This is a genomic window from Azospirillum sp. BE72, assembly GCF_031455875.1.
In the GTDB taxonomy this organism is placed as follows: Bacteria; Pseudomonadota; Alphaproteobacteria; order Azospirillales; family Azospirillaceae; genus Azospirillum.
In genome coordinates, this window is record NZ_JAVDTO010000002.1 from 1,132,127 (window position 1) to 1,158,876 (window position 26,750).

The 26,750-nt window shown below is 68.6% G+C and carries 22 protein-coding genes, 1 tRNA gene and 2 rRNA genes; 9 read left to right on the top strand and 16 right to left on the bottom strand.

Annotated elements, in window-relative coordinates:
• The first annotated feature begins 21 nt into the window (after nucleotides 1-21).
• Nucleotides 22-1,170, top strand: coding sequence for a succinyl-diaminopimelate desuccinylase (gene dapE, locus J2Y49_RS11440; protein WP_310114949.1), 1,149 nt, complete (start codon nucleotides 22-24; stop codon nucleotides 1,168-1,170).
• A gap of 22 nt (nucleotides 1,171-1,192) precedes the next feature.
• Nucleotides 1,193-1,762, top strand: coding sequence for a hypothetical protein (locus J2Y49_RS11445; RefSeq protein WP_310114950.1), 570 nt, complete (start codon nucleotides 1,193-1,195; stop codon nucleotides 1,760-1,762).
• 193 nt (nucleotides 1,763-1,955) lie between these two features.
• Here J2Y49_RS11445 and cobT read toward each other — a convergent pair whose 3' ends face one another.
• Both cobT and J2Y49_RS11455 read right to left on the bottom strand, forming a co-directional pair.
• Nucleotides 1,956-2,981 carry a nicotinate-nucleotide--dimethylbenzimidazole phosphoribosyltransferase gene (gene cobT, locus J2Y49_RS11450; protein ID WP_310114951.1) on the bottom strand — a complete coding sequence of 342 codons (1,026 nt, stop codon included), beginning with the start codon at nucleotides 2,979-2,981 and terminating at the stop codon, nucleotides 1,956-1,958.
• Between the two features lie 114 nt (nucleotides 2,982-3,095).
• Nucleotides 3,096-4,142: a hypothetical protein gene (locus J2Y49_RS11455; protein ID WP_310114952.1), complete on the bottom strand. Its 1,047-nt coding sequence runs from the start codon at nucleotides 4,140-4,142 to the stop codon at nucleotides 3,096-3,098.
• Between the two features lie 203 nt (nucleotides 4,143-4,345).
• Between J2Y49_RS11455 and J2Y49_RS11460 the strand changes: the two genes are divergently transcribed.
• Nucleotides 4,346-6,142, top strand: a complete 1,797-nt coding sequence (locus J2Y49_RS11460; protein ID WP_310114953.1) for an acyl-CoA dehydrogenase — start codon at nucleotides 4,346-4,348, stop codon at nucleotides 6,140-6,142.
• 318 nt (nucleotides 6,143-6,460) lie between these two features.
• Here the strand turns inward: J2Y49_RS11460 and J2Y49_RS11465 are convergent, their stop codons facing one another.
• The 9 genes from J2Y49_RS11465 to J2Y49_RS11505 form a co-directional block, all read right to left on the bottom strand.
• Nucleotides 6,461-7,777 (bottom strand): hydroxyacid-oxoacid transhydrogenase, encoded by a 1,317-nt coding sequence (locus J2Y49_RS11465; RefSeq protein ID WP_310114954.1) that lies wholly within the window; start codon nucleotides 7,775-7,777, stop codon nucleotides 6,461-6,463.
• An 82-nt stretch (nucleotides 7,778-7,859) separates the two neighbouring features.
• Nucleotides 7,860-10,670 (bottom strand): DUF2339 domain-containing protein, encoded by a 2,811-nt coding sequence (locus J2Y49_RS11470; protein ID WP_310114955.1) that lies wholly within the window; start codon nucleotides 10,668-10,670, stop codon nucleotides 7,860-7,862.
• 115 nt (nucleotides 10,671-10,785) lie between these two features.
• Nucleotides 10,786-11,526: a DUF72 domain-containing protein gene (locus J2Y49_RS11475; RefSeq protein WP_310114956.1), complete on the bottom strand. Its 741-nt coding sequence runs from the start codon at nucleotides 11,524-11,526 to the stop codon at nucleotides 10,786-10,788.
• 86 nt (nucleotides 11,527-11,612) lie between these two features.
• Entirely contained in the window at nucleotides 11,613-12,320 is a 708-nt protein-coding gene (pcsA, locus tag J2Y49_RS11480) for a phosphatidylcholine synthase (protein ID WP_310114957.1), read from the bottom strand.
• 220 nt (nucleotides 12,321-12,540) lie between these two features.
• Nucleotides 12,541-13,866, bottom strand: a complete 1,326-nt coding sequence (glcF, locus tag J2Y49_RS11485) for a glycolate oxidase subunit GlcF (protein WP_310114958.1) — start codon at nucleotides 13,864-13,866, stop codon at nucleotides 12,541-12,543.
• 17 nt (nucleotides 13,867-13,883) lie between these two features.
• The gene (locus J2Y49_RS11490) at nucleotides 13,884-15,179 is read right to left on the bottom strand and encodes an FAD-binding protein (protein ID WP_310114959.1); all 1,296 of its coding nucleotides are present in this window, start codon (nucleotides 15,177-15,179) and stop codon (nucleotides 13,884-13,886) included.
• A gap of 16 nt (nucleotides 15,180-15,195) precedes the next feature.
• On the bottom strand, nucleotides 15,196-16,683 hold the full coding sequence (locus tag J2Y49_RS11495; protein WP_310114960.1) for an FAD-linked oxidase C-terminal domain-containing protein: 1,488 nt from the start codon (nucleotides 16,681-16,683) through the stop codon (nucleotides 15,196-15,198).
• Between the two features lie 208 nt (nucleotides 16,684-16,891).
• Complete coding sequence (gene ykgO / locus J2Y49_RS11500; RefSeq protein WP_012973122.1) at nucleotides 16,892-17,017, bottom strand: type B 50S ribosomal protein L36; 126 nt, start codon at nucleotides 17,015-17,017, stop codon at nucleotides 16,892-16,894.
• A gap of 381 nt (nucleotides 17,018-17,398) precedes the next feature.
• The gene (locus J2Y49_RS11505; RefSeq protein WP_310114961.1) at nucleotides 17,399-17,752 is read right to left on the bottom strand and encodes a hypothetical protein; all 354 of its coding nucleotides are present in this window, start codon (nucleotides 17,750-17,752) and stop codon (nucleotides 17,399-17,401) included.
• On the opposite strand from J2Y49_RS11505, the gene J2Y49_RS11510 reads away from it, so the two are divergent.
• Entirely contained in the window at nucleotides 17,733-18,650 is a 918-nt protein-coding gene (locus J2Y49_RS11510) for a tripartite tricarboxylate transporter substrate binding protein (protein ID WP_310114962.1), read from the top strand. The two genes, J2Y49_RS11505 and J2Y49_RS11510, sit on opposite strands and share 20 nt — an antisense overlap.
• Nucleotides 18,651-18,748: 98 nt before the next feature.
• On the opposite strand, the gene J2Y49_RS11515 is transcribed toward J2Y49_RS11510, so the two are convergent.
• Nucleotides 18,749-19,837: a tripartite tricarboxylate transporter substrate binding protein gene (locus tag J2Y49_RS11515; protein ID WP_310114963.1), complete on the bottom strand. Its 1,089-nt coding sequence runs from the start codon at nucleotides 19,835-19,837 to the stop codon at nucleotides 18,749-18,751.
• Nucleotides 19,838-20,132: 295 nt separating this feature from the next.
• On the opposite strand from J2Y49_RS11515, the gene J2Y49_RS11520 reads away from it, so the two are divergent.
• The 5 genes from J2Y49_RS11520 (at nucleotide 20,133) to tyrS (ending at nucleotide 25,036) form a co-directional block, all read left to right on the top strand.
• Nucleotides 20,133-20,801: a 4-carboxy-4-hydroxy-2-oxoadipate aldolase/oxaloacetate decarboxylase gene (locus J2Y49_RS11520; RefSeq protein WP_310114964.1), complete on the top strand. Its 669-nt coding sequence runs from the start codon at nucleotides 20,133-20,135 to the stop codon at nucleotides 20,799-20,801.
• 27 nt (nucleotides 20,802-20,828) lie between these two features.
• Nucleotides 20,829-21,782 carry a hydroxyacid dehydrogenase gene (locus J2Y49_RS11525; RefSeq protein WP_310114965.1) on the top strand — a complete coding sequence of 318 codons (954 nt, stop codon included), beginning with the start codon at nucleotides 20,829-20,831 and terminating at the stop codon, nucleotides 21,780-21,782.
• 172 nt (nucleotides 21,783-21,954) lie between these two features.
• Nucleotides 21,955-22,779, top strand: a complete 825-nt coding sequence (gene radC / locus J2Y49_RS11530; protein ID WP_409017825.1) for a RadC family protein — start codon at nucleotides 21,955-21,957, stop codon at nucleotides 22,777-22,779.
• A 117-nt stretch (nucleotides 22,780-22,896) separates the two neighbouring features.
• On the top strand, nucleotides 22,897-23,556 hold the full coding sequence (locus J2Y49_RS11535) for a DUF882 domain-containing protein (protein ID WP_310114966.1): 660 nt from the start codon (nucleotides 22,897-22,899) through the stop codon (nucleotides 23,554-23,556).
• A gap of 235 nt (nucleotides 23,557-23,791) precedes the next feature.
• Nucleotides 23,792-25,036, top strand: a complete 1,245-nt coding sequence (gene tyrS / locus J2Y49_RS11540) for a tyrosine--tRNA ligase (RefSeq protein WP_310114967.1) — start codon at nucleotides 23,792-23,794, stop codon at nucleotides 25,034-25,036.
• Between the two features lie 14 nt (nucleotides 25,037-25,050).
• Here the strand turns inward: tyrS and J2Y49_RS11545 are convergent, their stop codons facing one another.
• The 4 genes from J2Y49_RS11545 to J2Y49_RS11560 form a co-directional block, all read right to left on the bottom strand.
• Complete coding sequence (locus J2Y49_RS11545; RefSeq protein WP_310114968.1) at nucleotides 25,051-26,001, bottom strand: MBL fold metallo-hydrolase; 951 nt, start codon at nucleotides 25,999-26,001, stop codon at nucleotides 25,051-25,053.
• A 184-nt stretch (nucleotides 26,002-26,185) separates the two neighbouring features.
• A tRNA-Met gene (locus J2Y49_RS11550) sits at nucleotides 26,186-26,262 on the bottom strand.
• A gap of 81 nt (nucleotides 26,263-26,343) precedes the next feature.
• A 5S ribosomal RNA gene (gene rrf / locus J2Y49_RS11555) occupies nucleotides 26,344-26,459 on the bottom strand.
• 145 nt (nucleotides 26,460-26,604) lie between these two features.
• Nucleotides 26,605-26,750: ribosomal RNA gene (locus J2Y49_RS11560) — 23S ribosomal RNA — on the bottom strand; the annotation flags it as partial.

A 26,750-nucleotide genomic window follows, 5' to 3' on the forward strand; every position in this document is an offset into this window, starting at 1 on the left:
CGAAGACCAACCGGACACCCCATGACCATCGACCCCGTCGCCCTCGCCCAGGATCTCATCCGCTGCCACAGCGTCACGCCGCGCGACGACGGTGCGCTCGGCGTTCTGGAGGCGGCGCTGGCGCCGATGGGCTTCACCTGCCACCGCCTGCGCTTCCAGCAGGAGGGAACGGAGCCGGTGGAGAACCTCTATGCCCGGCTGGGCACCGGCGGTCCCAATTTCTGCTTCGCCGGCCACACCGACGTGGTGCCGCCGGGGGACAAGGGCTGGACGGTCGATCCCTTCGCCGGCGAGGTGATGGGCGGACGCCTGTTCGGCCGTGGTGCGGTCGACATGAAGGGCGCCATCGCCGCCTTCGTCGCCGCCGTGTCGCGCCGGCTGCAGGACGGCCCGTCCGCCGGTTCCATCAGCCTGCTGATCACCGGCGACGAGGAAGGGGTGGCGATCAACGGCACCCGCAAGGTGCTGGACTGGATGGCCGAGCGCGGCGAGCGCATCGACGCCTGCGTGGTGGGGGAGCCGACCAACCCCAAGGCGCTCGGCGACATGATCAAGATCGGCCGGCGCGGCAGCCTGACCGGCTTCCTGACCGTGTTCGGCGCGCAGGGCCACGTTGCCTACCCGCATCTGGCGGACAATCCGCTGCCGCGGCTGGTCCGCATGCTGGCCGCCATCACCGAACACCCGATGGACGAGGGGACGGCGCATTTCCAGCCCTCCACCCTGGCGCTGACCACCATCGACGTCGACAATACGGCGACAAACGTCATCCCGGCCCAGGGCAAGGCGACCTTCAACATCCGCTTCAACGACGCCCACACCCCGGCCGGCATCGAGGCGTGGCTGCGCCGGACTTTCGATGCGATCGGCGGCGCCTATGAGCTGGAGGTCTACTGCTCCGGCGACAGCTTCGTCACCCCGCCCGGTCCGCTGACCGAGCTGGTGGCCGAGGCGGTGGAGGGCGTGACCGGGCGCCGTCCCGAATACTCGACCACCGGCGGCACGTCGGACGCACGCTTCATCAAGAATGTCTGCCCGGTGGTGGAGTTCGGGCTGGTCGGCCAGACCATGCACAAGGTCGACGAATATTGTCCGGTGGAGGATCTCCGCCGGCTGACGGACATCTACGAGGCCATCCTGAAGGGCGTGTTCACGCGCCTTGCCGGGTGAGTCTTCCAACCGGGACACCATGATGCCGCTGACCACCCCCGCCATCCTGTCCGCGCTGACCGGCGCCTGGCGGTTGGCCCGCTTCGACCGGACGGGGATGGAGTTCTTCGACCGCACGCCCGAGGGGGCGCTGAACTCCTTCTATGCGGCGCTGGTGGTGCTGCCGGCCTATGCGCTGCTGCTGGCGATCCGGCTGTGGGACCAGCTGGACGGCACCCCGGTGCTGCAGCTGGTGACGGTGGAGGGCATCGCGTATGTCGTCAGCTGGACCGCATTCCCGCTCGCCCTGTTCCGCATATCGGCGCTGATGGGCAAGGAGCAGCTCTATCCCGGCGCGCTGACCGCCTACAACTGGTCGGCGGTGGTTCAGATGGCGATCTACCTGCCGGCCATCGTGCTGTCCGCCAGCGGTCTGCTGCCGTCCGGAATGTCCGAAGCGCTGGTCTTCGGCGTGATGATGGCGATGCTGACCTACCAGTGGTTCGTGCTGCGCACCGCCCTGTCGCTGTCGGGGCTGGCCGCGGCGGCGCTGGTGATGCTGGACCTGTTCCTGTCGGCGGCGATCAGCGATCTGGCGGACGGGATGCTGTGAGGGCTGGCTGACTTGCCCCCACCCTAACCCTCCCCCGCTGGGCGGGGGAGGGAACGAGCGCTTTATCGGGAGAGAGGCGGCAGTCCCTCCCCCGCCCAGCTCTCGCACAAAGCTGTGCTTTGTGCTGACGAGGCAGGCGGACCGTAGGTCCGCTGAGAGCGGGGGAGGTTAGGTGGGGGTCTAACGCCTCCCATCACCCCTGCGTGGCAACGCCCGCGTCGGCGAAGGTCGCCATGCCGGCGTGGCAGGCGACGGCCGACTTCACGATGTTGATCGCCAGCGCCGCGCCCGAGCCCTCGCCCAGGCGCATGCCGAGATCGAGCAGCGGCTCCTTGCCGATGGCCTGCATCAGGCGGGTGTGGCCCGGCTCGACCGAGCGGTGGGAAACCATGCAATGGTCGAGCGCGCGACGGTCGGCCTTGTAGAGCACGGCGGCGGCGGCGGTGCAGGCGAAGCCGTCGAGCAGAACCGGAACCCGGGCGACGCGGGCGGCCAGGATGGCGCCGGCGATGGCGGCGAACTCGTAGCCGCCCAGGCAGCGCAGCGCCTCGAACGGGTCGTCCTTGGCCTGCGGGTTGGCGGCGACGCCGGCCTCCACCGCGGCGATCTTGCGGGCCAGCCCGGCATCGTCGATGCCGGTGCCGCGACCGGTCCAGTCGGCCGCCTCGCCGCCGAACATGGCGAGGCACATCGCCGCCGCCGAAGTCGAGTTGGCGATGCCCATCTCGCCCAGCGCCAGCAGCTGGACGCCCATCTCCACCGCCATCATGCCGTAGGCCATGGTGCGGCAGCATTCCTCCTCACCCATGGCCGGGCCCTGGGTGAAGTCGGCAGTCGGGTTCTCAAGGTCCAGTTCGTAGACGCGGAGGTCGGCGTCGGCCACCTCGCAGAGCTGGTTGACCGCGGCGCCACCATTCTGGAAGTTGGCGACCATCTGCACCGTCACCTCGGCCGGGAAGGCCGAGACGCCGCGGGCGGCCACGCCATGGTTGCCGGCAAAGACGGCGACGCGCGGGCGGCGAACCTCGGCCGGGTGCTGGCCCTGCCAGGTCGCCATCCACTGCGCGATCTCCTCCAGCCGGCCGAGCGAGCCCGCCGGCTTGGTCAGCTGCCGTTCGCGCTGGAGGGCCGCGGTGCCGGCCTCCAGGTCGGGGCCGGGCAGGTTGCGCACGAGCGCGCGGATTTCCTCGAAGGTGACGGCGGGCTGCTGGTTGCTCATGATCGGTCCTGAGGGGTGAGCGCCAAAAAACGGCGCGACCTTGCACCCATCCGTCCCTCAAGTCAAAGCGCCAGCGTAGGGCATTTTGCCCCGCTCCGCTTGCTGCCGCCCCGCTCAAGCAGCCTTGGTCACGGCATCCTTGCCGGCGGCGCCCGCGGTTGCGGAGGCGACCGGCGTCGACGATTCGGACCCGACGATCCGGCCGAGCCCCAGGCCGAAGCCCATGGCGACGCCGTTGCCGGCGGTCTGGTCGGTCCGTACCGGCTCCTCGCGCATGCGGCGGTTCTCCTTGTCGCGCAGGCGGGCCGGGCGGCCGCTGATGCTGTCGACCTCGTCCGGCGTCTCCAGCGCGTTCAGCGCCAGCACCTGATAGATCGACAGCGGCGTGCCGTTCAGCGACTTGGCCGGGGCCATCGGCACCTGGGTGGTGAAGCCGTCCGGCATGTCCTGCTTGCGCACGGCGTCGGTCGCCGCCTGGGCCGGGGCGAAGTTGGCCAACGGGTTCTCCGAGAACTTCGAGGCGAAGCGGTCGTAGATCTCCTTCAGCGACTTCGCCTTGCCGGTGGCCTTGTCGTAGAAGACGTTCTTGTTGGCCGCCGCCGCGTCGGGGAAGACGTCGCGGGCGGTGCGGCCGGGATTCTCCTGCATCGCGTTCAGGAACTTCGACGCGCCGCCGGCCCCCAGGAAATGCGCCATGTACAGCTCGGTCGAGCCGATCTTGCCGTCCACCGTCTCCTCCAGATACTCCTTGTTGCCGCGGGTGTATTCCGCCGCCATCAGGGCCGAGGCGGTCGGATCCTTGCGCAGCTCCAGGATCTCCTTCTTCATCTCCGGATCGGCGACATAGGGACGGCCGTCGCCGCGGGTCTGGATGGCGTTGGCGTATTTGCCATAGCCATGGTCGGCGCCATGTTCCTTCATCGTCTGCAGCCATGTGCTGTCGATGAACTGGTAGAGCCCGGTCGCCGAGGAGGAGGAGGACTTAATGTCCGTGCGGTACCCGCTCTCCACGGCAGCTTTTTCCATGAGGTAGGAAAAATCGACCCCCGTCCTGGCGCTGGCATTGCGAACGGCGGCCTCCACATTTGCCGGGCCGCGGGATGCGCGGGCCTGCTGGGCGGCGGTGTCGCTGGGATTGCCGAGGGCGGAAGCGTAGGTCATGGGTCGATCCCCGTGTGAAGGCCCCGGTGGGAGGCATCCGGTCCAATGCAGACGCCGTGCCAATCGGGTGGAGACTTGATGCGGCCACGCAGCGTGGCATAGCCTTGCGACGCGGCATCCCGCCCTCTCGCCAAGCACCATTCGATGCTGTATGTTAACCTATAGGTAAACCAAACAATCTGCCCTGGGAGAATTGCCCCGCCATGACCTACACCGCTCCGGTCGATGATCTGCGCTTCGTCCTGAACGAGGTGGTGGGCCTCGACGCCATCGCCGCCCTGCCCCATTGCGACAGCGCCGCCCCTGATCTGGTCGACGCCATCCTTGAGGAAGCCGGCAAATTCGCCTCCGGCGTGCTTGCCCCGCTGAACCGGGTTGGCGACAAAGAGGGCGCGAAGCTGGAGAACGGCGTCGTCCGCACCGCCACCGGCTGGAAGGAGGCCTACGGCCAGTTCACCGAGGCCGGCTGGAACAGCCTGCCCTTCGAGCCGGAGTATGGCGGGCAGGGCCTGCCCTGGACCGTCGCCTTCGCGGTGAACGAGATGTGGCAGGCCGCCAACCTGTCCTTCGGCCTGTGCCCGCTGCTGACCCAGGGCGCGGTGGATCTGCTGACCGAGCATGCGAGCACCGAGCAGAAGGCGGTCTACCTGTCGAAGATGATCTCCGGCGAATGGACCGGGACGATGAACCTGACCGAACCGCAGGCGGGCAGCGACCTTGCCGCGGTGCGGACCAAGGCGGTGCGGGCCGGCGACGGCAGCTATCGCATCACCGGCCAGAAGATCTTCATCACCTATGGCGAGCATGACCTGACGGAGAACATCGTCCATCTGGTGCTGGCCCGCCTGCCCGACGCCCCGGCCGGCATCAAGGGCATCAGCCTGTTCATCGTGCCGAAGTTCCTGCCCAAGCCCGACGGCACGCCGGGCGAGCGAAACGACCTGCGCTGCGCCAGCCTGGAGCACAAGCTGGGCATCATGGCCAGCCCGACCGCGGTGATGGCCTATGGCGACGACGAGGGCGCCATCGGCTACCTCGTCGGCGAGGAGAACCGCGGCATCGAATACATGTTCACGATGATGAACAACGCCCGGCTCGGCGTCGGCATCCAGGGCGTGGCGATCGCCGAGCGTGCCTATCAGCAGGCCCGCGACTATGCCAAAGGCCGCGTGCAGAGCAAGGATCTGGCCGATCCCAAGGGCTCCGGCGTCGCCATCATCAAGCATCCCGACGTGCGCCGCATGCTGCTGGACATGCGCGCCAAGACCGAGGCCGCCCGCGCGCTGGCGCTCTATGCCGGCACGCAGCTGGACATCTCCCGCCACCACGAGGATCCGGCGGTGCGCGCCGCGGCCACGGCGCGGGTCGATGTGCTGACCCCGATCGTCAAGGCGTGGTCGACCGACATCGGCTGCGAGGTGGCGTCCACCGGCGTGCAGATCCATGGCGGCATGGGCTTCATCGAGGAGACGGGTGCGGCCCAGCATTACCGCGACGCCCGCATCACCCCGATCTATGAGGGCACCAACGGCATCCACGGCAACGACCTGACCTTCCGCAAGACCGGCCGCGACAAGGGCGCGGCGGCGAGAGCCTTCGTTGCCGACATGCGGGCGACGGTGGAGGAACTGGGCTCCGCCCCCGGCGACGACCTCGCCGTGATCCGCACCGAACTGTCGGCCGGGCTGGATGCGCTGGACAAGGCCATCGATTGGATGGTCGCGACCCAGGCGGAAGGCGACCTGCAAGGGGCCGCCGCCGGCGCGGTGGCGTACCTGAAGCTGTGGGGAACGGTGGCCGGCGGCTGGATGCTGGCGCGCTCGGCGATGAAGGCGATGGAGGGCATGCGCCAGCCGGGCGCCAATGGGTCCTTCCTGGAGGCCAAGCTGATCGTCGCGCGCTTCTATGCCGAACAGGTTCTGGCGACCGCCCCCGCCCTGCTGCCGACCATCGCCAGCGCCCGCAACACGGTGATGGCGCTGAGCGAGGAACAGTTCTGACGGTTGCGCCTGCGCCCCTCTTTCCTGTGGGGAGGGGGGCCGGGTGTGAGGGTGGATGGAACGTTTGAAACACCGTGAAACGGTTTTCCGGGGGATGTTCAACTGTTCCACGCCGCTCGTGCTGCGGCGGAGGGGGATGTTGAACGGGGCGGGAAACCGGTTGACGGGAGGCATGGTGACTCCGCGCGGTTATAGGTGACAATTCCTATAACGAGCGGATGTCGCGGGCAACGGTCAGCGGGAAAAACTGGACACCATCCCCCTCTCCCCGGGGGGAGAGGGGATTTTTCCAAGTGGAGCGCGAGGGAACTCAGTCTCTCACCAGTAACGCATCGCGTCCGCATACAGCCCGCGCAGATCGTCCTCTGACACCGGGCGGGGGGCGATGGTCAGCAGGCGTTGCTGCGCGGCGGCTCCCTTGACCAGACCGGGGATGTCAGCCTCGCTGTAACCCAGCGCAGACAACCCATTCGGCAGCCCGGTCGCCCGCATCATCGAAATCAGCCGGGTCGCCAGCAGCTCGCCGCCATCCTCCGGCGCTGCCCCCCGCACATCCGCCCCCAGCGCTTCGGCGGCGCGCAGATGGGCTTCGGGGGCGGCGGGGCCGGTGAAGCGGAAGGCGGCGGGGGCGTTCAGCACAACCGAGATGCCGTGCGGCACCATCGGGTCCACCGTCTCGTAGCCGGTGGCGGTGAAGCTGTGGTTCATCCCCGCCACCGAATAGGACATCGCGTGCGGGATGTGGACGCCGGCATTGCCGAAGGCCAGCCCGGCCAGCGTCGCCGCGAACATCAGCGCGTCGCGCGCCTCGGCGCAGTCGGGGTCGTTGACCGCCCGTTCCAGCCATTGTCCGCCCAACCGGATCGCCTGCAGGCTGCCGATGTCCGACCAGGGGTTGGCGCCCTGGTAGGGCGGGCGGGCCGTCGGCGACTCAGGGCGCGGGCGGGAGCGGAAGGGGCGCGCGGTGTGGCTCTCGATGGCATGGGTCAGCACGTCGAAGCCGGTGGCGGCGATAGCGCCGGGCGGCAGGCTGTCGATAGTTCGGGGATCGACGACGGCGAGGCTCGGCCGCAGGAAGCGCGAGGAGATGCCGGTCTTCACCTGCTTTTCCACATGGTCGAAGATGGCGACGCCGGTGGTCTCGCTGCCGGTGCCGCAGGTGGTCGGGCAGGCGATGTGCGGCTTGACCGGGCCGGGCACCGGGATGCCCTCCCCCAGCGGCTTGTTGACGTAGGCGAGGAAGTCCGCCGGATGGGTCGCGTAGAGGTTGGCCGCCTTGGCGGTGTCGATCACCGATCCGCCACCGATGGAGACATAGCCGTCGAAGCCGCCGTCCCGCGCGAAATCGGCGGCGTCGAGGAAGGAGGCGCTGGTCGGCTCCACCCGGCAGCGGTCATAGACCACCGGATCGACGCCCGCCCGCTTCAGCGACTCCAGCGCCATGGCGAAGGGTTCCGTCGCCGCAACGCGCGGGTCGGTGAACAGCGCCACCCGCGTCATGCCAAGCGAGACCGCGTCGCCGCCCAATTCGGCCATCATGCCGGGGCCGAACTTCATCCGCGCCGCCTCGACGGTGAAGCCCTCCTCGCCGTCGGGCAGGATGGGATAGGCGTTGCCGTGCGTGTCGCTTGCCATGAGCGCTGCTCCTCCGGTGGCGGGGGCCGGGTTTCGTCCCGGCCCATCCTTCACCGTATGGGAGCGTTCCCCGCGCGGCGTGTCAATGCGTCCGTTGGTCCAACAGATTGTCAGTGGGCAGATCATCCGCGGGAGAATGCGGCGGCTCCGGCTTCGGCTCCGGCGGGGTGCCGGCGGCGGGTGGACGCAGAAGGCGCTGGTACAGCCAGCCGATGCCGACCAGCGAGACGCCGAGACCGAGGAAGGAGGCAACGCGGTACATCCCCTCCAGGTCCGACATGTCGCTGAGGAACACCTTGGCGACCACCGCCAGCACCAGCACCAGCCCGGCATGACGCATCCAGCCCCAGCCGAAGCGGATCCCCGTCACCAGCATCGCCACCGCGAACAACAGGAAGCCGACGGAGTAGGCGTACCACTCGGCGTCCGACATCTCGTAGCCGTTCAGCACCGGCCCCTGGAAGGCGCGGCGGATCTCCAGCGCGAGGTTGGTGGCGATCAGCAGCATCGGCAGGACCGGCGCGGCGCTCCGCAGGCTGCGCGACGGCGGCGGGTCGTACCACAGATAGAGCAAAAGCAGCACGGCCGGTGCGCCATAGGCCAGCAGCAGCCGGTTGACCACCGGCCATGTCCCCACCCACTCGTCGTTCCACAGCGGGTTCAGCCCCAGCAGATGCAGGAGGAATGCGGTCGCGGCGGCGAGCAGGACCAGCAGGCGCCGGCCCCACACCGCCACCGGCCGCGCGCTCCACCGCCGGTCGGCGGCCAGCAGCAGGGCAAGCCCCAGCCAGGACAGCGTGTGCAGCGCCACCTCCGCCAAGCCGGACGGCTCCGCCTCAAGGCTGCCGGCCATCCAGCGATGGATGCCCAGCGACAGCATCAGGGTGGTGAAGATCAGCGCGCCGGCCTCCAGCACCATCACCACCAGATCATCACCTCTCCCATCCGGCGCCGTCCGCATCAGGCGCGCCGCCACCAGGAAGCCCAGCGCCGGCAGGCCATAGCCGTAGGCGATCCAGGCATAGCCTTCGTAATCCAGCACAGAGGGGTTGATCGCCAGCCGCACCAGCACTGCGGCCGCCACCAGCAGGGCGACCCCGCGCAGCTCGCGCAGGGTCATCCGCCGCTCCAGCCAGGCCAGCACCGGCACCTGCATCGCCAGCGCCACGGTCAGCCACGCTTCCTGCAGGGTCATGGTGGCGCCGAGCGCGATGGCGCCGCTCGCCCCGGCGGCGAAGGCGGCCAGCCCCAGCGCGGCCCCCGGCCGGTGACGGTGGCGGGCCAGCGGCGTGGTGCCGGCGACCAGCAGGGCCGCCAGCCCCAGCGCAGCCGCCGGCCAGCCGATGGCGGTCTCCGGCGGCTCGACCAGGGCGTAGGCCAGCGTCAGCAGGGTCAGCGGCACCAGGGCTGACAGCGACGCCCACAGCGCCACCCGCCGGGCGCCCCACAGCGCGGCGAAACCGCCGATGCCGAACAGCGCCGCGAAGCCGCCCGCCACCCACAGGAAGCGCGCCACCTCAGCCGGATAGCCGGCCGGATCGGCGACGATCAGCGGCTGTCCCTCCGCAGTCAGCGGCGGCGGGCTGGACGGGACATAGGGCAGGCTCCAGGGCGCCAGCGACAGCAGCACGGTCAGCGCCGCGATCCAGGCGACTCCGGCGATCCGTTCGGTCCGCCGGCCGGCGGCCATGGCAAGAAGCGCGAACAGGGTCAGCACGGTCAGCGACACCGCGTCATGCCCATCGCTCCAGGTGACGGCGGCGACCAGCAGGCCGAACAGCCGCATCGCCATCATCGCCAGCCGGTCGGCGGGATGGCGCTGCTTGCGCCGGATCCAGTCGGGCAGCGCCCTGCGCCAGCCGGTGGCGGGCGCCGGCTCCGCCAGACGGTCCTCCGCGGTTCCCGCAACCACGCCCAGCACCGCCGGAACCAGGAACAGGGCGGAGGTCAGCAGCAGGTAGAGGCCGGTCGGCAGCGCGTCGCCGCTGCGCCACGGGTCGATCATCCACAGCAGCGGCCAAAGCGCCGCACCGGCCAGCGCCCCCCAGCCGAGCCAGCGCCAGCGGCGATACAGCACCACCGCCATGCCGGCCCCGTTCAGCGCCAGCAGATAGGCGAACAGGCCCCAGGCGTCCGGGTTGTCGGACGGTATCAGAAGCGGCGTGACATAGCCGGCCAGCAGCCCCAGCGCCGCGATGAACGGCCCCTGCAGCAGCGACAGCCCGATGCCGACGATCGACAGCGCCGCCAGCAGCGCGAAGGCGACCAGCGGCGCGAACAGATCGAACAGGGCGAAGCCGCCATAGACGCTGGCGAAGGCGGTGAACAGGCCGGCGGCGGTCAGGGCCGGCGGCACGTAATCGGGCCGGAGCGCCGCGACCGCGCGCTGGGCCGGCCGGCGGCGAAGCCATTCGCCGCCCACCATCAGTCCGAAACCGGCGAGCAGCCCCAGCGCCACCCGCACGCTGGGCCCGAGCCAGCCATGCTCCACCGACAGCTTGATGAAGAAGGCCGCCGCCAGCGCCATGGTGCCGCCGCCGAGCCAGATCAGCCAGCGCGAGGCAAGCGATTCCTCAAGCTCGCGCCAGCCCGCCCGCGGCGGCGCGGGGGACGGTGTTGCGGCGGGTTCCGGCGCCGCAGGCTGCAGGGATTCTTCGGGCGGGGGAGCCGCTTCGGCGGCAAGGACCGGTTCGGGAAGTTGCTCCGGCGGCGGTTCCTCCATCGCCGCGGCCTCCGCCTCGGCGGAGGGGGATGCCTGCAGAGGGGCGGCGCCTGCCAATGCCTTGTCCAACCGGCCGCGCAACGTGGCGATTTCCGCCTCCTGCGCCTTCAGCCGCCGGTCCAGCCGGTGGGTGAGGAAGCCGAAGATCAGCAGTAGGACGACGAACTCCATGACCACACCACCTGCACGCCGTTGCCCCTCCTATCGGGGCATTTCGCGGCAGGATAGCCTTGCAACAATGCACTGTCTCGGTCGTGCCGGGGGGTCGTCCGATAGAGAATTGCGCCTATGACCGGACCCGCAGCCGCGCCATCGTCGCAAGCGCATCGTCCACGGCGTGGAAGTCGGCGGTGTTGTCGAAGACGCACCAGACCGGCCGCAGCGCCGCCTCGGCCAGGAGCCGCTCGGACAGCGCGTCCAGCACCGCCGGCCCGTAGGCGGAGCGGTAGATGACCGGCGACCCATGCAGCCGCCAATAGCGCACCCCGTCCCAGCCGCCCGGCTCTCCGGCCCCCGGAACCGGTGCGGGATCGGCGGCGACGCGGGCGACGCGGTGGGCGACCAGCAGGGTATCGGCCCCATCGGTGAACCAGGAGGCATGGCGCGGCTCGCACACCACCTCGCCGTCGAAGCGGGCGCGCAGCAGCGCGAAGAAATCCTCCGCCACCGCGCGGTCGAAGCGCAGGCTGGGCGGCAACTGGACCAGCAGCGGACCGAAGCGGTCGCCCAGCATCCCGGCCTCGGCCAGGAAGCGCTCCAGCGCGGCATCGGCCCCCACCAGCCGGGCCTCGTGGCTGATCGCCTTGGGCAGCTTCACCGCGAAGCGGAAGCCGGGCGGGGTGGAGGCGGCCCAGCGCGCCCAGGTCTCCGGCTTGTGCGGACGGTAGAAGCTGCTGTTCACCTCGGTCATCGCCATGACGCGGGCGGTGCGCTCCAGATGCGTGCCGTCGGCGGGAAAGGCCGGGGCGGACAGCTTGGGAATGCTCCAGCCGGCGGTGCCGATCCGGATCGGATGAGCCGTGGCCAAGGCGGGATCCTCTCTGCTGCGCCGGGTATGCCGCCCAGGCAACGCCCGTCACGCAGAGCTGTTCCCCAACTCAGGAATTCCGGAGATCAGGGACCGCGCAGGCTCCGCCAGGCGCAGACGGCGGCGTAATAGATCGACGTCGCCAGCCACAGGCCGAACAGCCAGCCCGGACGCGCCGGCTCCAGCACCACCAGCACGATGCAGCAGAGCAGCCACACCGTGGTCACCGCGATGTTCAGCGGCATCAGCGCCTTGACCCGGAAGGGATGCAGGAACTTGACCGTGGTGAAGGTCAGCAGCCCCAGCGCCACCACCACCGCCGCATTGAACCAGGGATTGAGGTCGAGCAGCCAGAGATAGAGGGCGACGACGTTCCAGATCGCCGGGAAGCCGACGAAATAATTGTCGCCGCTCTTCATCCCGACATTGGCGAAGCAATAGAGTGCCGTCAGCAGGACCCAGGCGGCGAGAGCGATGCTGACCAACCCCTCCGGCAGCAGGCCGAAGCGGTGCATGAACACCGCCGGCACCACGACATAGGTCAGGTAGTCGATGACGAGGTCCAGCGCCGAGCCGTCGATGCCCGGCAGCACCTGCTTGACCGAAACGCGGCGGGCCAGCGTGCCGTCCACGCCGTCGACGACCAGTGCGATGCCCAGCCACATCAGGCACAGCTTCGCATCGCCCGCCGCCGCCGCCAGCAGACCGAGCAGCCCCAGAACGGCGCCGCTGGCCGTGAAGATGTGAACGCCCCAGGCCGACAGGCGATGGGTGATTCCATAGCCGGCGCTCATGCCGATGTTTTCCGTGGGTGGCGAGGAGGACGGTGGCAAGGACAAGGCGATGACCTGAACGGAATGGGGCTGGGACGGAACCGCGGTGAAGCGGCGGATCTTCTGACACAGATGAACGCAGATAAACACAGAATTGTGGGGGTATGAAACCCCCGGCTCCGCCCATGCCGCCGTGCGCCGCCGTCGCTGCGCCGTCGCCGCGCCGTCCCTGCCCCGCCTCTTATGCCGCCCGCGCGCCGCCCTGCCGGAAGGCCGCCTTGCCGGCCAGCGCGTCGGGCATCGGGCCGCCGGTCGCCCAGTCCAGCAACTCCACCGTGTGGACCACCGGCAGGCCGGTGCCCGACGCGATCTGGGTGATGCAGCCGAGGTTGCCGGCCGCCACCGCCTGGGGAGCCGTGCTTTCGATGGCCGCGACCTTGCGGTCGCGCAGTTCCCCCGCCAGCTCCGGCTGCAGCATGTTGTAGGTGCCGGCCGATCCGCAGCAGAGATGGGCGTCGGGGATCTCCTTCACCAGGAATCCGGCGGCGCGCAGCAGGGCGCGCGGCGGCTCCTTGATGCGCTGGCCGTGCTGCATGGAGCAGGCGGAGTGATAGGCGACCGCCTGCCCCGTCTCCACCACCGGCCGGGCCAGCCCGATCTCGTCCATCAGCTCGGTGACGTCCTTGGCGAGATCCGCCACCCGCGCCGCCTTGACGGCGTAGGCGGAGTCCTCGCGGAACATGTGGCCGTAGTCCTTCACGCTGGTGCCGCAGCCCGACGCGTTGATGACGATGGCGTCCAGCCCCTCGCCTTCGATCTCCCCGGTCCAGGCGTCGATGGTCTTCTTCGCGGCGGCATGGGCGAGATCCTCCTTGCCCATGTGATGCGTCAGGGCACCGCAACAGTCGGCCCCCTTGGACACCACCACCTCGACGCCGTGACGGGTCAGCAGGCGGATGGTCGCCTCGTTGATCTGCGGGGCCAGCACCTGCTGGGCGCAGCCGATCAGCAGGGCCACCCGCTTCTTGCGCGGCCCCTGCGCCGGATGAACGCCGGGCCGGTCGCTGTAGCTCGGCGCCGGGACGCTGGCCGGGGTCAGTGCCAACATGGCCGACAGTCGCTTCGGCAGCATCGCGCGGAACGGCCGGCCAAGCGACGCGCCCAGCAGGGCCATCCGGAACAGCCGCGGGTTGGGCAGCACCCGTGCGATCAGGTCGCGCACCGCCCGGTCGGCGGGCGGACGGGTATGGGTAGCCTCAATATGGGCGCGGGCGTGATCGACCAGATGCATGTAATGGACGCCCGACGGGCAGGTCGTCATGCAGGACAGGCAGGACAGGCAGCGGTCGATGTGCTTGACCGTCGTCTCGGGCGGCGGCCCGCCCTTCTCCAGCATGTCCTTGATCTGGTAGATGCGGCCGCGCGGGCTGTCCAGCTCGTCACCGAGGATGGTGTAGGTCGGACAGGTCGCGGTGCAGAAGCCGCAATGCACGCATTTGCGCAGGATCTGCTCCGAGTCGCGGATCGCGGCATCGGCCAGCTGGGCCAGCGAGAAGTTCGTTTGCATCGAGATCGGTCTTCCCGTTACAGCCCCGCATACATGCGGCCGGGGTTGAGGATGCACTTGGGATCGAAGCTCTCCTTGACCCGGCGGCTGAGCGCCATCAGCGGCTCGGGCAAGGGCTGGAACACGTCCGTCGCCGCGCGCACGGCCTCCGGCGCCCGCACCAGCGTGGCATGGCCGCCGGCGGAGATGGCGGCGCGGATGGTGGCGCCCGAGTCGGGCGGTGCCGCCAGCCAGACCAGCCCGCCGCCCCAGTCGTAGACGACCTCGACATCGAGCGTGCGGCTGATGGCCTCGACGGTGGTGGGGCCGGTCGAGGGGGGGACGGAGAGTTTCCAGAGGTGCGTGTCGCCACCCGTGCCCCCACCCCGACCCTCCCCCGCTGGGCGGGGGAGGGAGTCAGGTGCTGATGCGGAAGGGTGGCGGTAGTCCCCTCCCCCGCCCAGCGGGGGAGGGTTAGGGTGGGGGGCCGTAGCCGCACCCACCCCCGCCCCGTCCCGCACCTCCCTCCAAATCGCCAGCGACTCGTCGCGCGCGAGCACCGCGTCGGCCCGCAACTCCTCGCGCAGCATGGTCACGCGCGCGGCGACCGACGGGCCGAAGCCCTCCAGCCGCACCAGCGTCACCGCACCGCCCGCCCCCGCCACGTCAGCCACCCCCGACCGCGCCGCGGTCGCCGCTGGCAGGTGGGCGGCGCCCGACACCTCGTAGGGACTGCGCAGCGCCCGGTCGAGCATCGCCACCGCCGCCGCGTCGTCCAGCCCGAACAGCAGCAGCGTCGCGGTATCCTCCGGCGCCGGCAGCACCTTCACCGTGATCTCGGTCAGCGCGGTCAGCGTGCCGAAGGAGCCCGCCATCAGCTTGGGCACGTCATAGCCGGTGACGTTCTTCACCACCTTGCCGCCGCCCTTGTAGGCCTCCGCCCGGCCGCTGACCCCGGAGATTCCCAGCGTGTGGTCGCGGGCGGAACCGGCGGAGATGCGGCGCGGCCCGGCCAGCCCGCTGGCGACCAGCCCGCCCAAGGTTCCTCCTTCGGGAGGCTCGAAAGCCAGGTGCTGCCCACGGTCGGCCAACATGGTGCGGATCAGGTCCATCGGCGTGCCGGCCAGCGCGGTCAGCACCAGCTCCTCCGGCTCGTAGGCGATGACGCCCGACAAGCCCGACAGGTCGAGCGCGTGGCCGGCCTGCACCGGACGGCCCAGCCCGCGGCGGCTGCCGCTGCCCAGGATCTCCAGCGGTTCGCCGGCCGACAGCGCCCAGCGCACCGCGTCGGTCACCTGCGCGGCGGTCTCCGGCTTCAAGGTGGTGATGGTCATGGCGAACGGCGGCCCTTCAGAAGCGCGGGATGTCGGGGAAGCGCAGTTCCCCGTGGTGGACGTGCAGCCGGCCGAGTTCGGCGCAGCGGTGCAGCGTGGGGAAGACCTTGCCGGGATTCAGCAGCCCGTCGGGATCGAAGGCGCATTTCAGCCGCTGCTGCTGCTGAAGGTCGGCCTCGTCGAACTGGTCGGTCATCAGGTCGCGTTTCTCCACCCCCACCCCATGCTCTCCGGTCAGCACGCCGCCGACCTCGACGCACAGGCGCAGGATGTCGTTGCCGAACGCCTCCGCCGCCTCCAGCTCGCCCGGCTTGTTGGCGTCGTAGAGGATCAGCGGGTGCAGGTTGCCGTCGCCGGCATGGAAGACGTTGGCGACCCGCAGGCCGCAGCGGTCCGACATCTCCTGCATCCGCTGCAGCACCAGCGGCAGCGCCTTGCGCGGAATCGTGCCGTCCATGCAGTAGTAATCGGGGCTGATCCGCCCCACCGCCGGGAAAGCCGCCTTGCGCCCGGCCCAGAAGGCCAGCCGCTCCTCCTCGCTTTTGGACACACGGGCGTAGCAGGCGCCCTTGTCCCGCGCGATGGCCTCCACCCGGTCGATCAGGTGGTCGACCTCCGCCGCTGGGCCGTCCAGCTCGACGATCAGCAAAGCCTCGACGTCCAGCGGGTAGCCGGCATGGACAAAGGCCTCCGCCGCGTGGATGGCGGGGCGGTCCATCATCTCCATGCCGCCGGGGATGATGCCGGCGGCGATGATGGCCGCCACGCAGTCGCCGCCCTGCTCGCTGCTGGGAAAGCCGAGCAGAACGGCGCGGGCGGTCGCCGGCTTCTTCAATATGCGCACCGTGACCTCGGTCACCACGCCCAGCAGTCCTTCCGACCCGGTGATGATGCCCATCAGGTCGTAGCCGCCGGCGTCCAGATGCTTGCCGCCCAGCCGGATGACGGTGCCGTCGATCAGCACCATCTCCAGCCCCAGCACGTTGTTGGTGGTCAGCCCGTATTTCAGGCAGTGCACGCCGCCGGAATTCTCGGCGATGTTGCCGCCGATGGTGCAGGCAATCTGGCTGGAGGGATCGGGGGCGTAATAGAAACCTTCATGCGCCACGGCGTTGGAGATGCCGAGGTTGGTCACCCCCGGCTGCACGGTGACGCAGCGGTTGGCGTAATCGATGTCGAGGATGCGCTTGAACTTGCCCATCCCCAGCAGCACGCCGTCGGCCAGCGGCAGGGCGCCGCCCGACAGCGAGGTGCCGGCCCCGCGCGGCACCACCTTCACCCCCATCGCCTTGCAGGCCTTCAGAACCTGCGACACCTGCTCCACCGTGCTGGGCAGGACGGCGACCATCGGCAGTTGGCGGTAGGCGGTCAGCCCGTCGCACTCATAGGCGCGCAGTTCGTTCTCGTCGACGATCACGCCTTCGCCGGGAACGATGGCGCGCAGCGCCTCCACGATCTCCCGGCGGCGGGCGATCACCCCGCTGTCCGGCACCGGCATCTTCATGGCGGGCGGTCCTTATCCCGTTGCGGCGAACTCGTCCGCCACACGTACCATCCGCCGGGATCCTAATACAAGACGATGCGGCAATCGGAAGCCGGGACCTCAAAACGCAAGAGCCGCACCCGAAGGCGCGGCTCTTGCGTAAACACCCGATGACGGAGAGGCTGGGCGCGATGCCCGGCCTCGCAGTCGATCGATCCTTGCGGATCGATCAGCCCTGGCGGGCCTTGAAACGGGGGTTCTGCTTGTTGATGACGTAGACGCGGCCCTTGCGGCGGATCACGCGGCAGGCCTTATGGCGCGTCTTCATCGACTTCAGGGAGTTGACGATTTTCATGATGCTGTTCCTGAACGCTCGGCGGCTCGATTGAAGGCGCGCACCATAGTGCGGTGCCCACCGACTGTCAACGCCCGGGAATGCTCCGAAACGATGGCCGCCGCCGACCGCCTTTTGCGCCGCGTCCGCATGAGCGGAACGACAGGTGCGGGAGGCGGAAAACGCGACGCGTATCTCCGAGACACGATACCCCGTTATGTTCTCCAATAAAGAGAAACCACGCGGACGATCCGGTAAATGGTATGGAAGATATACAACTGTGCGTTAGACGCCGCTGATGGGTGGTGAGCGGAAGACGACTGTCTATCAGGGATTCTCGACTTGTCTTGCGCAAGCCGATCCCAACAAAAATTTCCCGCCACTTGAGCCAATACACAGTATTTATTTGCCGCTCCACATCACATTCACCAATCCTTCGCAATATTCTGCGGTGTATTGACGCGACGACGCGAAATCGTATGCTGCGGAGTTGAAGGCCTGTTCTTGCTGATGTAGGAACATCCTCAGATATTCAGCGGCATCTGGCCCGCCGCCGCGCACGATTACAGCCGATCCCACCGGGGCGGCGCCGATTCGTGCCGGACCGGACCGGACTCCGCCCCGTTCCGCGCAGGGCTTGCCGACTCCGGCCCGCCCCGCGCAGTGCATCATCGAAGGGGGGATCATGAAGTTCTGGAAGTCTCTGACTCTGGCGGCTGCGGCCGGTGCGATGTTCATGTCGGCCACGAACGCCAAGGCGGCCTATCCGGAGAAGCCGATCACGATGATCGTGGCCTTCGGCGCCGGCGGCGGCACCGATCTGCTGATTCGCGCCCTGGCGCCCTTCCTTGAGAAGCAGCTGAGCGACGGCGCCCGGGTCGAGGTGGTGAACAAGCCCGGCGCCGGTGGCGAGATCGGCTTCGCCGCCATCGCCGATTCGGCCCCCGACGGCTATACCATCGGCGCCATCAACTCGCCCAACGTCAACGCCATCCCGATCGAACGCCAGGCCCGCTATTCGCTGGACCGGCTCGACCCGCTCTACAATCTGGTCGACGACCCCAGCTCCTTCGCGGTCCACAACGAAGGTCAGTTCAAGACGCTGACCGACGTGGTGACCTTCGCCAAGGCCAACCCGAACGGCGTCACCGTCGGCACCACCGGCATCGGCTCCGACGACCATCTGGCGATGCTGGTGTTCCAGCGCCAGGCCGGCGTGACCTTCACCCATGTGCCCTTCCAGGGCTCCGCCGCCAACGAAGCGGCGCTGGCCAACAAGAAGATCATGCTGAGCGCCGTGAACATCGGCGAGGCGATGCAGTACAAGCAGAAGGACCCGATCGCCGTCCTGGGCGTGATGGCCGAGAAGAAGGTGGAGCAGGCTCCCGACATCGCCACCTTCAAGGACCAGGGCTTCAACGCGCTGATGTCGTCGCTGCGCGGCATCGCCGCCCCCAAGGGGCTGCCGCCGGATGTCCGCACCAAGCTGGTCGACGCGCTGGACAAGGCCGCCAACGATCCGGGCTTCCAGGCCAAGGCGAAGGAGTTGTACCAGCCGGTCCGCCTGCTGCCGCCGGAGAAGTATGCCGCCGAACTGGCCGAGTCGACCAAGGAACTGCGCGAGCTGTGGGCCACGAACCCCTGGCTGAAGTAAGACCCGCGCAGGGTTGATCGAAAAGAAAGGGCGCCGGCGATCTGCCGGCGCCCTTTTCCATGCCCGCATGGTCTTCTCGCCTATCCGTGCGGCAATCGTCACTTCAGCCAGGGCGTTTCCTTCCACATGGTGCGGAAGGTCGCCTCCTGGGTCTTCAGTTCCGCCGCATACTGGTCGGGGGGCAGCAGGCGCAGCGGTTGATAGGCCTTGCGGGCGATCTCCTGGAATTCCGGATGCAGGACGGCCTTGCCGATGGCATCCACCAGCTTGGCGCGGATGTCCGGCGGCAGCCCGACCGGTGCGGCAAGACCGCGCAGCGACGCCATCTTCACGTCGAACCCCAGTTCCTTGAAGGACGGCACGTCGGTGGCCTGGGCCGACCGCTCTTCGGTCATCACGCCCAGGATGCGGATCGGGTCGCCTTCGCGCGCCCGCGCCGATTCGCCGATGTTCATCGAGGTCACCTGGATGTGCCGGCCCAGAAGCGCGCGGTGGGCGTCGGCACTGCCCGGGAATGGCACATGGGTCAGCCGGCTCTGGGTCAGTCGCTGGAACATCAGCATGGCCAGATGGTCGTCCGATCCGATGCCGGTGGTGCCGACCGTCACGCTGTTGGGGTTGGCCTTGGCGAAGGCGGCGACGTCGGCCAGCGTCTGGTAGGGGCTGTCCTTGTGGACGACGAAGGAGCCGGGGTCGTCGACCAGATTGTAGAGCGGGTCGAGCCGGTCCAGCGAAAAGCGGGCCTGGCGTTCGATCGGGATCGTCACGACGTTGGGCGAGTTGATCAGTCCGATGGTGTAGCCGTCGGGAGCGGCGTCGGCGATGGCGGCGAAGCCGATCTCGCCACCCGCACCGGGACGGTTCATCACGATGACGCGGGTGCTGCCGCCCAATTCCTTCTCGATGAAGGGGGCGAGCGACCGGACGATGAAGTCGGATCCGCCGCCGGCCGCATAGCCGACGATCAGGGTGATCGGCTTCTCCGGATAGGCCGCCCAGGCCGCACCCGGCCCCGCCAACCCGAAGGCCGCAGCCAGCGCGGAGGCGGCAATCCCGGCCGCACCGGCCAGCCGGGCGGCACGCCGCCGCAGTCCGCGCGAAAGGGCACCGAACCGCCCGGTTCCGACCGGATCGGCGGCCGTTCCCGTCGATCCACCCCGCACGGCGGGACGCGCGTTCGTATCCATACATCGACTCCTTCGGTTCGCATCCGCTGAACAGCCGGGACCAACCCGGGATCGCCGACCAGGCGGATGCGGCATCTTTCAATTGCTTTTTATCGATCGTCAGACGCCAAGCCGGCGCCTTCTTGCGGCACGCCCATCGTATAGGCGATTTTCCGCCGATCAATCACCGTTTCGATATTTTCAGCTACCTCTAAATATTCTATTACTTGTTTATCTATCACGCTTCACCCGCTGCACGGCGCATCCGGAACGAATCCGTCCGTTCGCCGCTTATTCCCGAAAGGCTGTTCCCGGCATGACCGTTCACAAGGATTTCGTCCGCCCCGACGCCGCGACGGTGGAGGCTCTGCGCGCCCAATCCCCCGCCACCCTGCACGAGGCGATGGGCAAGAAGGGCGCCATGGGCCACCCGATCAAGCCGCTGTTTCCCGGAATGCGGCTGTGCGGGCCGGCGCTGACCGTGTCCTGCGGGCCGACCGACAACCTGATGATCCACATCGCGGTGGCGCTGGCGAAGCCGGGGGACATCCTGGTCGTCGACTTCAAGGGCATGACCGACGCCGGCCCCTGGGGCGACGTGCTGACCGCGTCCGCCATCGCCCGCGGCCTGGGCGGGCTGGTCATCGACGGCTGCGTGCGCGACGCGGTCGCCATCCGCGACATGGGCTTCCCCGTCTTCTGCCGCGGCACCAACATGAAGGGCACCAACAAGACCGACGCCAAGGGCGACATCAACACGACGATCGTCTGCGGCGGCGTGATGGTGTCGGCCGGCGACATCGTGGTCGCCGACGACGATGGCGTGGTGGTGGTGCCCCGCGATCTGGCCGCCGACACGCTGGAGAAGGCCGCCGCCCGCGAGGCCGCGGAAGAGGCCTACCGCTACAAGCTGGAAGCCGGTGAAACGACGATCGAGCTTCTGAACCTGAAGCCTTACCTGGACGCCGCCGGCATCACGCTCTGACCCTCCCTCTTGATCGAGCCTTCCGCCATGCCCGACATCATCATTTCCGAATTCATGCAGCCGAGCGCCGTCGACGATCTGCGCCGCGACTTCGACGTCCATTACGACGAGACGCTCTACAAGCGCCTGGACGAGCTGTATGCGATGGGCCGTGACGCCCGCGCCATCTGCATCCGCAACGAGACGGAGATCCGCGGCGCCTTCTTCGACGCCTTCCCCAACCTGAAGGCGGTCGGCCGGCTGGGTGTCGGGCTGGACAACATCGACGTGCCGGCCTGCCGGGAACGCGGCATCGCCGTCCTGCCCGCCACCGGCGCCAACGAGGTGTCGGTGGCGGAGCTGGCCATCGCCGGCCTGATGATGCTGGTGCGCGGCACCACCTATTTCGCCACGCCCGACGTGGTCGCCGGCAAATGGCCGCGCGGCCGGCTGATCGGGCGCGAGGTGTCGGGCAAGACGCTGGGCATCGTCGGCTTCGGCCGCATCGGCCGCCATGTCGCCCGCCGCGCCCAGGGGCTGGACATGACGGTGATCGCCGCCGACCCGCATGTGCCGGCCGACGATCCGGTCTGGGCCAGCATGGGCGTCGAGAAGGTGTCGTTCGACCGCATCTGGGACACCGCCGACGCGCTGTCGCTCCACCTGCCCTACATGCCGGAGACCCACAATCTGGTCGGCGCCGAGGTGATCGCCCGGCTGAAGCCCGGCACCATCCTGGTCAACGTCGCCCGCGGCGGCATCGTCGACGAGGCGGCGCTGGCCGCGGCGCTGAAGAGCGGCCATCTCGGCGGCGCCCTGCTGGACGTCTTCGCGACGGAACCGCTGCCGGCCGACAACCCGTTCCAGGGCGTGCCGAACCTGATCCTGACGCCGCACATCGGCGCCACCACCGACGAGGCGCGCGTCCGCACCGGCCACATGATCGCCGACAACGTCCGCGCCGTGCTGACCGGCACCATCCCGGACACCGCGATCATCTGAGGGCCATTGCCGGACCGGGCGCCCCTCTCCGGTTGCGCGAGCACTCCCCCTGTGCGCTCGCGCATTCAGACGCTATAGTCGGCGCCATACATAGGCATGGCGATGATCGATGGCAGGACGCAAGACGACGGGACGCGGCAGGAAAGCCGGAAGCGCGGGAGGCGGAGCGGAAATGGACGATGCCGGCCTGACCGCCGGCCTCCTGCCCTTTCCGGAGATCATGGCCTCGAACACCGATGCCGCACCGGTGGGGGCGGCGTCGATGCCGGCTCCCGACGATGGGCAGGCCGATGAATCCGCCGACGGCGATCCCCATTACCTGGACCACCGCAACCGCCTGCGCCGCCGCTTCCTCGACCGCGGATCGGACGCGCTGGAGGATTACGAGCTGCTGGAGATGGTGCTGTTCGCCGTCAGTCCGCGGCGCGACGTGAAGCCGCTGGCCAAGCTGCTGATCCGGACCTTCGGCGACCTGTGGGGCGTGGTCAACGCGCCGCCGGAGCGGCTGCGCGGACTGAAGGCGGAGGGCGTGTCGCTCGGCACCGACAACGCCGTCGCCGCCGTCCGCATCGTCGGGGCCGCCGCCCTGCGCGCCCTGCAGCAGCGGGTGATCGACCGGCCGGTGCTGGCCTCCTGGCAGGCGCTGATCGACTATTGCTCCGCCGCCATGGCGCATGAGCCGACGGAGCAGTTCCGCCTGCTGTTCCTCGACCGCAAGAACACCCTGATCGCCGACGAGGTGCAGCAGCGCGGCACCGTCGACCACACCCCCGTCTACCCGCGCGAGGTGGTGAAGCGGGCGCTGGAGCTGTCGGCCAGTGCGGTGATCCTGGTCCACAACCACCCCTCCGGCGATCCCACCCCCAGCCGGGCCGACATCGAGATGACCAAGGAGATCGTGCGCGCCGCCAACGCGATCGGGCTGATCGTCCACGACCATCTGGTGATCGGCAAGGGCGGGCGCCACACCAGCTTCAAGGCCCAGCGCCTGCTGTGAGCGGCAAAGGCCCCTCTGCTTTCCGCGCAGCCGGGCCATGCTCCGCCACTTTGCATTTGCGAATCGCTCTCCATTTTGTTGACGTGACGGTGCCCTGCTGAAAGACCTGCCCCCTTCATGTCCTCCTCGCCCCTCTCCCTGAAGCGCCGAAGCCTGCTGATCGGCTGCGGAGCGCTTGTCCTGATGTCGGACCGCGCGCTGGCCTCGCCCGCGGCACCCCGTCGCCTCAGCCTCAGGAACCAGCACACCGGCGAGACGTTCGAGGGGCCCTACCGCGACGCCTCCGGTCCGCTGCCCGACGCGATGGCCGACCTCTCCAAGCTTCTGCGCGACCACCGCGCCAACAAGGAGGGGCCGATCGACGTCGGCACGCTCGATTTCCTCGCCGACATCATGGAGGCGGTCGGGCAGAGCAAGGCCACCATCCTGTCGGCCTTCCGCACGCCGGAGACCAACGCGATGCTGGCCGCGCGCAGCCTGGGCGTGGCCGAGCACAGCCAGCATCTGCTGGGCCGCGCCCTGGACATCACCCTCCCCTCCCGCCTGCCCGATGCGCATCGCAGCGCACTGGAGCTCAAGCGCGGCGGTGTCGGCTGGTATCCGCGCTCGCATTTCCTGCACATCGACACCGGGCCGCTGCGCAGCTGGGAGATGTTCGGGCAGAATCTGGACGGGCTGTTCGCCCCCGGAATCCGCGGCGCCCGCCCCCGCACCGTGTCCCAGCGCATGCAGCTTCACCGCGCGCTCGCCCGCCGCCAGCTGCTCGGCAGGCGCTGAGCGGTTGGCAGCATTGACCTGTCGGGGGTGGACCTTTCCGGCATACCGGTGTAGGGAAGACTCCATGACCGACCGCATCGCCCTCACCGCCCCGATGTATTATCCGCCGCTCTCATAGCGCGGCGTCGATCGGTCATCCCCGAAACCATGCCGTCGCAAGTCCGGCGGCCATGGTTCTCTCTCCGACAGAGACAGTCTCCGGACGGCAACGGTCCATCCGCAAGAGACGCGTCCCATGTCTTCCAATTCCAGTGCCGCCGATTTTCTCCGCATCCTGCGCGAGCGCGGTTTCCTCCATCAATGCAGCGACCCGGCCGACGACCTGTCGGGCCTTGCGGCCGCCGCGCCGGGCGGCGTGCTGACCGCCTATGTCGGCTTCGACGCCACGGCGGCCAGCCTGCATGTCGGGCATCTGCTGTCGATCATGGCGCTGCGCTGGCTGCAGCGCACCGGCAACCGTCCCATCGTGCTGATCGGCGGCGGCACCACCAAGATCGGCGACCCCAGCTTCCGCGACACCACCCGGCCGATGCTGGACGACGCGCAGATCGCCGCCAATGCCGCCGGGCTGCGCCGTGTCTTCGGCCAGTACATGACCTTCGGGGATGGGTCGACCGACGCCGTGATGGTGGACAATGCCGACTGGCTGGACGGGCTGGATTACGTGCCTTTCCTGCGCGACGTCGGCCGCCATTTCACCATCAACCGCATGCTGAGCTTCGAGTCGGTGCGCCAGCGGATGGAGCGCGAGCAGCCGCTGACCTTCCTGGAGTTCAACTACATGATCCTCCAGGCCTATGATTTTCTGGAGCTGTCGCGGCGCCACGCCTGCCTGCTGCAGATGGGCGGATCGGACCAGTGGGGCAACATCGTCAACGGCATCGAGCTGGCCCGCCGGGTGGAACGGCGCGAGCTGTTCGGCCTGACCACGCCGCTGCTGACCACCGCGTCGGGCACCAAGATGGGCAAGACCGCCGGCGGCGCGGTGTGGCTGAACGCCGATGCGCGCAGCCCCTTCGACTTCTGGCAGTTCTGGCGCAACACGGAGGATGCCGACGTCGGCCGCTTCCTGCGCCTGTTCACCGAACTGCCGCTGGACGAGATCGCCCGGCTGGAACAGCTGCAGGGGGCCGAGATCAACGAGGCGAAGATCGTCCTGGCGACCGAGGCCACCCGCCTGTGCCACGGGGCGTCGGAGGCCGAAAAAGCGGCTGCGGCAGCCGGCTCCCCCTTCGCACCGGGCGGCGACGGCCTGCCGGAGATCACCCTGCAGCGGGAGAGAGCCGACGGCGTGCCGCTGGTCGATGCGCTGGTGGCGGCCGGCCTGTGCGCCTCGAAAGGCGCGGCGCGCCGCCTGATCCGCGAAGGCGGCGCCCGGCTGGACGGCGAACCGGTGACCGACGAGGCGGCGGCGCTCACGGCCACCGCCGTCCTGTCGGCCGGTCGCAAGCGCCATGTCCGCCTGATCCTGACCCCCTGATGGAGCCGGTGGCGTCAGCCCTCCAGCTGGCGCCACATCTCCAGGTCTCGCTCGGCGGTCCAGATGCGGGGGTCGGGATACTGCGTCGCCTCGTCATAGGCGCGGGTGACATTGAAGGGCATGCAGTGGTCGAAGATCACCCAGTGGCCGAACTTCGGCTTCAGCGCGGCATAGGTGTCCTTGTAGATCGTCCGCAGATCCTTGCCGGCGGCAACCCCCTGCTTCACCAGCTCGATGAGTTCGCTGGTGAAGGCGCGGGTGCCACGCAGCCCCTCCTCCACCTGTTCCGGCGTGGTCAGGGCGGCACCGCGGCCGGGCACCAGCTTCTCCGGCTTCAGCGCGGCGATGGCGTCGAGCGTCGCCGGCCAGTGGGTGAAATAGGCATCGCCGCAATAGGGGGTGGCGCCGTATTCGACGAGGTCGCCGGAGAACAGGATCTTCTGCTGCGGCAGCCACACCACCGTATCGCCCTTGCTGTGGCCACGGCCGAGTTGCAGCAACTGCACCTCCAGCGAGCCCAGCCACATCGTCATCTTGCCGCGGAAGGTGATGGTCGGCCAAGTGAGGCCGGGGACCGATTCGACGGCGCGGAACAGGCGGGGGAAGCGGCCGATCTCGCTCGCCATGTCGGCTTCGCCGCGCTCGACGATCAGGTCGCGGGTGTCCTCGCTGGCGATGATCTGCTCCGGCGCATAGCCGGACGCGCCGAGCACGCGCACCGCATGGTAATGCGACAGCACGACATGGCGGATCGGCTTGTCGGTGACCTCGCGGATGCGGCGGATGACGTCCTGCGCCATCACCGGCGTCGCCTGGGTGTCGATCACCATCACCGCGTCATCGCCGATGACGATGCCGGTGTTGGGATCGCCTTCCGCCGTATAGGCATAGGCGTTGTCGGACAGCCGGTCGAAGCTGACCGCCTTTTCCTCCAGGTCGGCATGCGAGGCAAAGTTCTTGGACATCCCGTTTCTCCCCAGGCGCGGCCTGTATCAAGCGACGATGGATACGGCCGCCATTGATCGGTTGACCCAACCATATCGTTTCACTTGAAACTACGCAACGCGTTAAGGGCAATGAACTGAGAGGAATTCGGGTTGGAAACAGCGAAAAGCCCGCCGAGCGCGAGCTCAGCGGGCTTTCATGATTTGGTTGCGGGGGCAGGATTTGAACCTGCGGCCTTCAGGTTATGAGCCTGACGAGCTACCGGGCTGCTCCACCCCGCGGATGTCCGTCATATGGGGTGATGGATGTCGTGACGATGCCAGCGTTTGTGCTTTGGATTGTGCGTCTCTTGAGCCTGAGTGACCTGGCGGCGACCTACTCTCCCACGTCTTAAGACGCAGTACCATTGGCGCGGAGGCTTTTCACGGCCGAGTTCGGGATGGGATCGGGTGTTTGACACCTCGCCATGACCACCAGGTCACCAAGGCTCAAGACCGACGCTTCCGAAGCGCATTCGCTGTTCAGTGCAAGTGAGGGTGAGGATGTATCGAACGGCTGTGCGCTGGTCAAGGCTGCTGTTTTTGAGCAGGCTTGCTGCTGCGCATGGCGCGGTTAGTGGTGTCGAGATCAAGCCGATCGAGCGATTAGTAAGGCTTAGCTTCAAGCATTGCTGCCCGTCCACATGCCTCCTATCGACGTGATGGTCTGTCACGGCTCTCAAGGGAGCTCTGGTTTAGAGGTGGGTTTCCCGCTTAGATGCTTTCAGCGG

Coding starts and splice junctions, on each gene's coding strand:
- dapE (WP_310114949.1), top strand. CDS start 22: ATGACCATCGACCCCGTCGCCCTCGCCCAGGATCTCATCCGCTGCCAC.
- J2Y49_RS11445 (WP_310114950.1), top strand. CDS start 1,193: ATGCCGCTGACCACCCCCGCCATCCTGTCCGCGCTGACCGGCGCCTGG.
- cobT (WP_310114951.1), bottom strand. CDS start 2,981: ATGAGCAACCAGCAGCCCGCCGTCACCTTCGAGGAAATCCGCGCGCTC.
- J2Y49_RS11455 (WP_310114952.1), bottom strand. CDS start 4,142: ATGACCTACGCTTCCGCCCTCGGCAATCCCAGCGACACCGCCGCCCAG.
- J2Y49_RS11460 (WP_310114953.1), top strand. CDS start 4,346: ATGACCTACACCGCTCCGGTCGATGATCTGCGCTTCGTCCTGAACGAG.
- J2Y49_RS11465 (WP_310114954.1), bottom strand. CDS start 7,777: ATGGCAAGCGACACGCACGGCAACGCCTATCCCATCCTGCCCGACGGC.
- J2Y49_RS11470 (WP_310114955.1), bottom strand. CDS start 10,670: ATGGAGTTCGTCGTCCTACTGCTGATCTTCGGCTTCCTCACCCACCGG.
- pcsA (WP_310114957.1), bottom strand. CDS start 12,320: ATGAGCGCCGGCTATGGAATCACCCATCGCCTGTCGGCCTGGGGCGTT.
- glcF (WP_310114958.1), bottom strand. CDS start 13,866: ATGCAAACGAACTTCTCGCTGGCCCAGCTGGCCGATGCCGCGATCCGC.
- J2Y49_RS11490 (WP_310114959.1), bottom strand. CDS start 15,179: ATGACCATCACCACCTTGAAGCCGGAGACCGCCGCGCAGGTGACCGAC.
- J2Y49_RS11495 (WP_310114960.1), bottom strand. CDS start 16,683: ATGAAGATGCCGGTGCCGGACAGCGGGGTGATCGCCCGCCGCCGGGAG.
- ykgO (WP_012973122.1), bottom strand. CDS start 17,017: ATGAAAATCGTCAACTCCCTGAAGTCGATGAAGACGCGCCATAAGGCC.
- J2Y49_RS11510 (WP_310114962.1), top strand. CDS start 17,733: ATGTCGGCCACGAACGCCAAGGCGGCCTATCCGGAGAAGCCGATCACG.
- J2Y49_RS11515 (WP_310114963.1), bottom strand. CDS start 19,837: ATGGATACGAACGCGCGTCCCGCCGTGCGGGGTGGATCGACGGGAACG.
- J2Y49_RS11520 (WP_310114964.1), top strand. CDS start 20,133: ATGACCGTTCACAAGGATTTCGTCCGCCCCGACGCCGCGACGGTGGAG.
- J2Y49_RS11525 (WP_310114965.1), top strand. CDS start 20,829: ATGCCCGACATCATCATTTCCGAATTCATGCAGCCGAGCGCCGTCGAC.
- radC (WP_409017825.1), top strand. CDS start 21,955: ATGGACGATGCCGGCCTGACCGCCGGCCTCCTGCCCTTTCCGGAGATC.
- J2Y49_RS11535 (WP_310114966.1), top strand. CDS start 22,897: ATGTCCTCCTCGCCCCTCTCCCTGAAGCGCCGAAGCCTGCTGATCGGC.
- tyrS (WP_310114967.1), top strand. CDS start 23,792: ATGTCTTCCAATTCCAGTGCCGCCGATTTTCTCCGCATCCTGCGCGAG.
- J2Y49_RS11545 (WP_310114968.1), bottom strand. CDS start 26,001: ATGTCCAAGAACTTTGCCTCGCATGCCGACCTGGAGGAAAAGGCGGTC.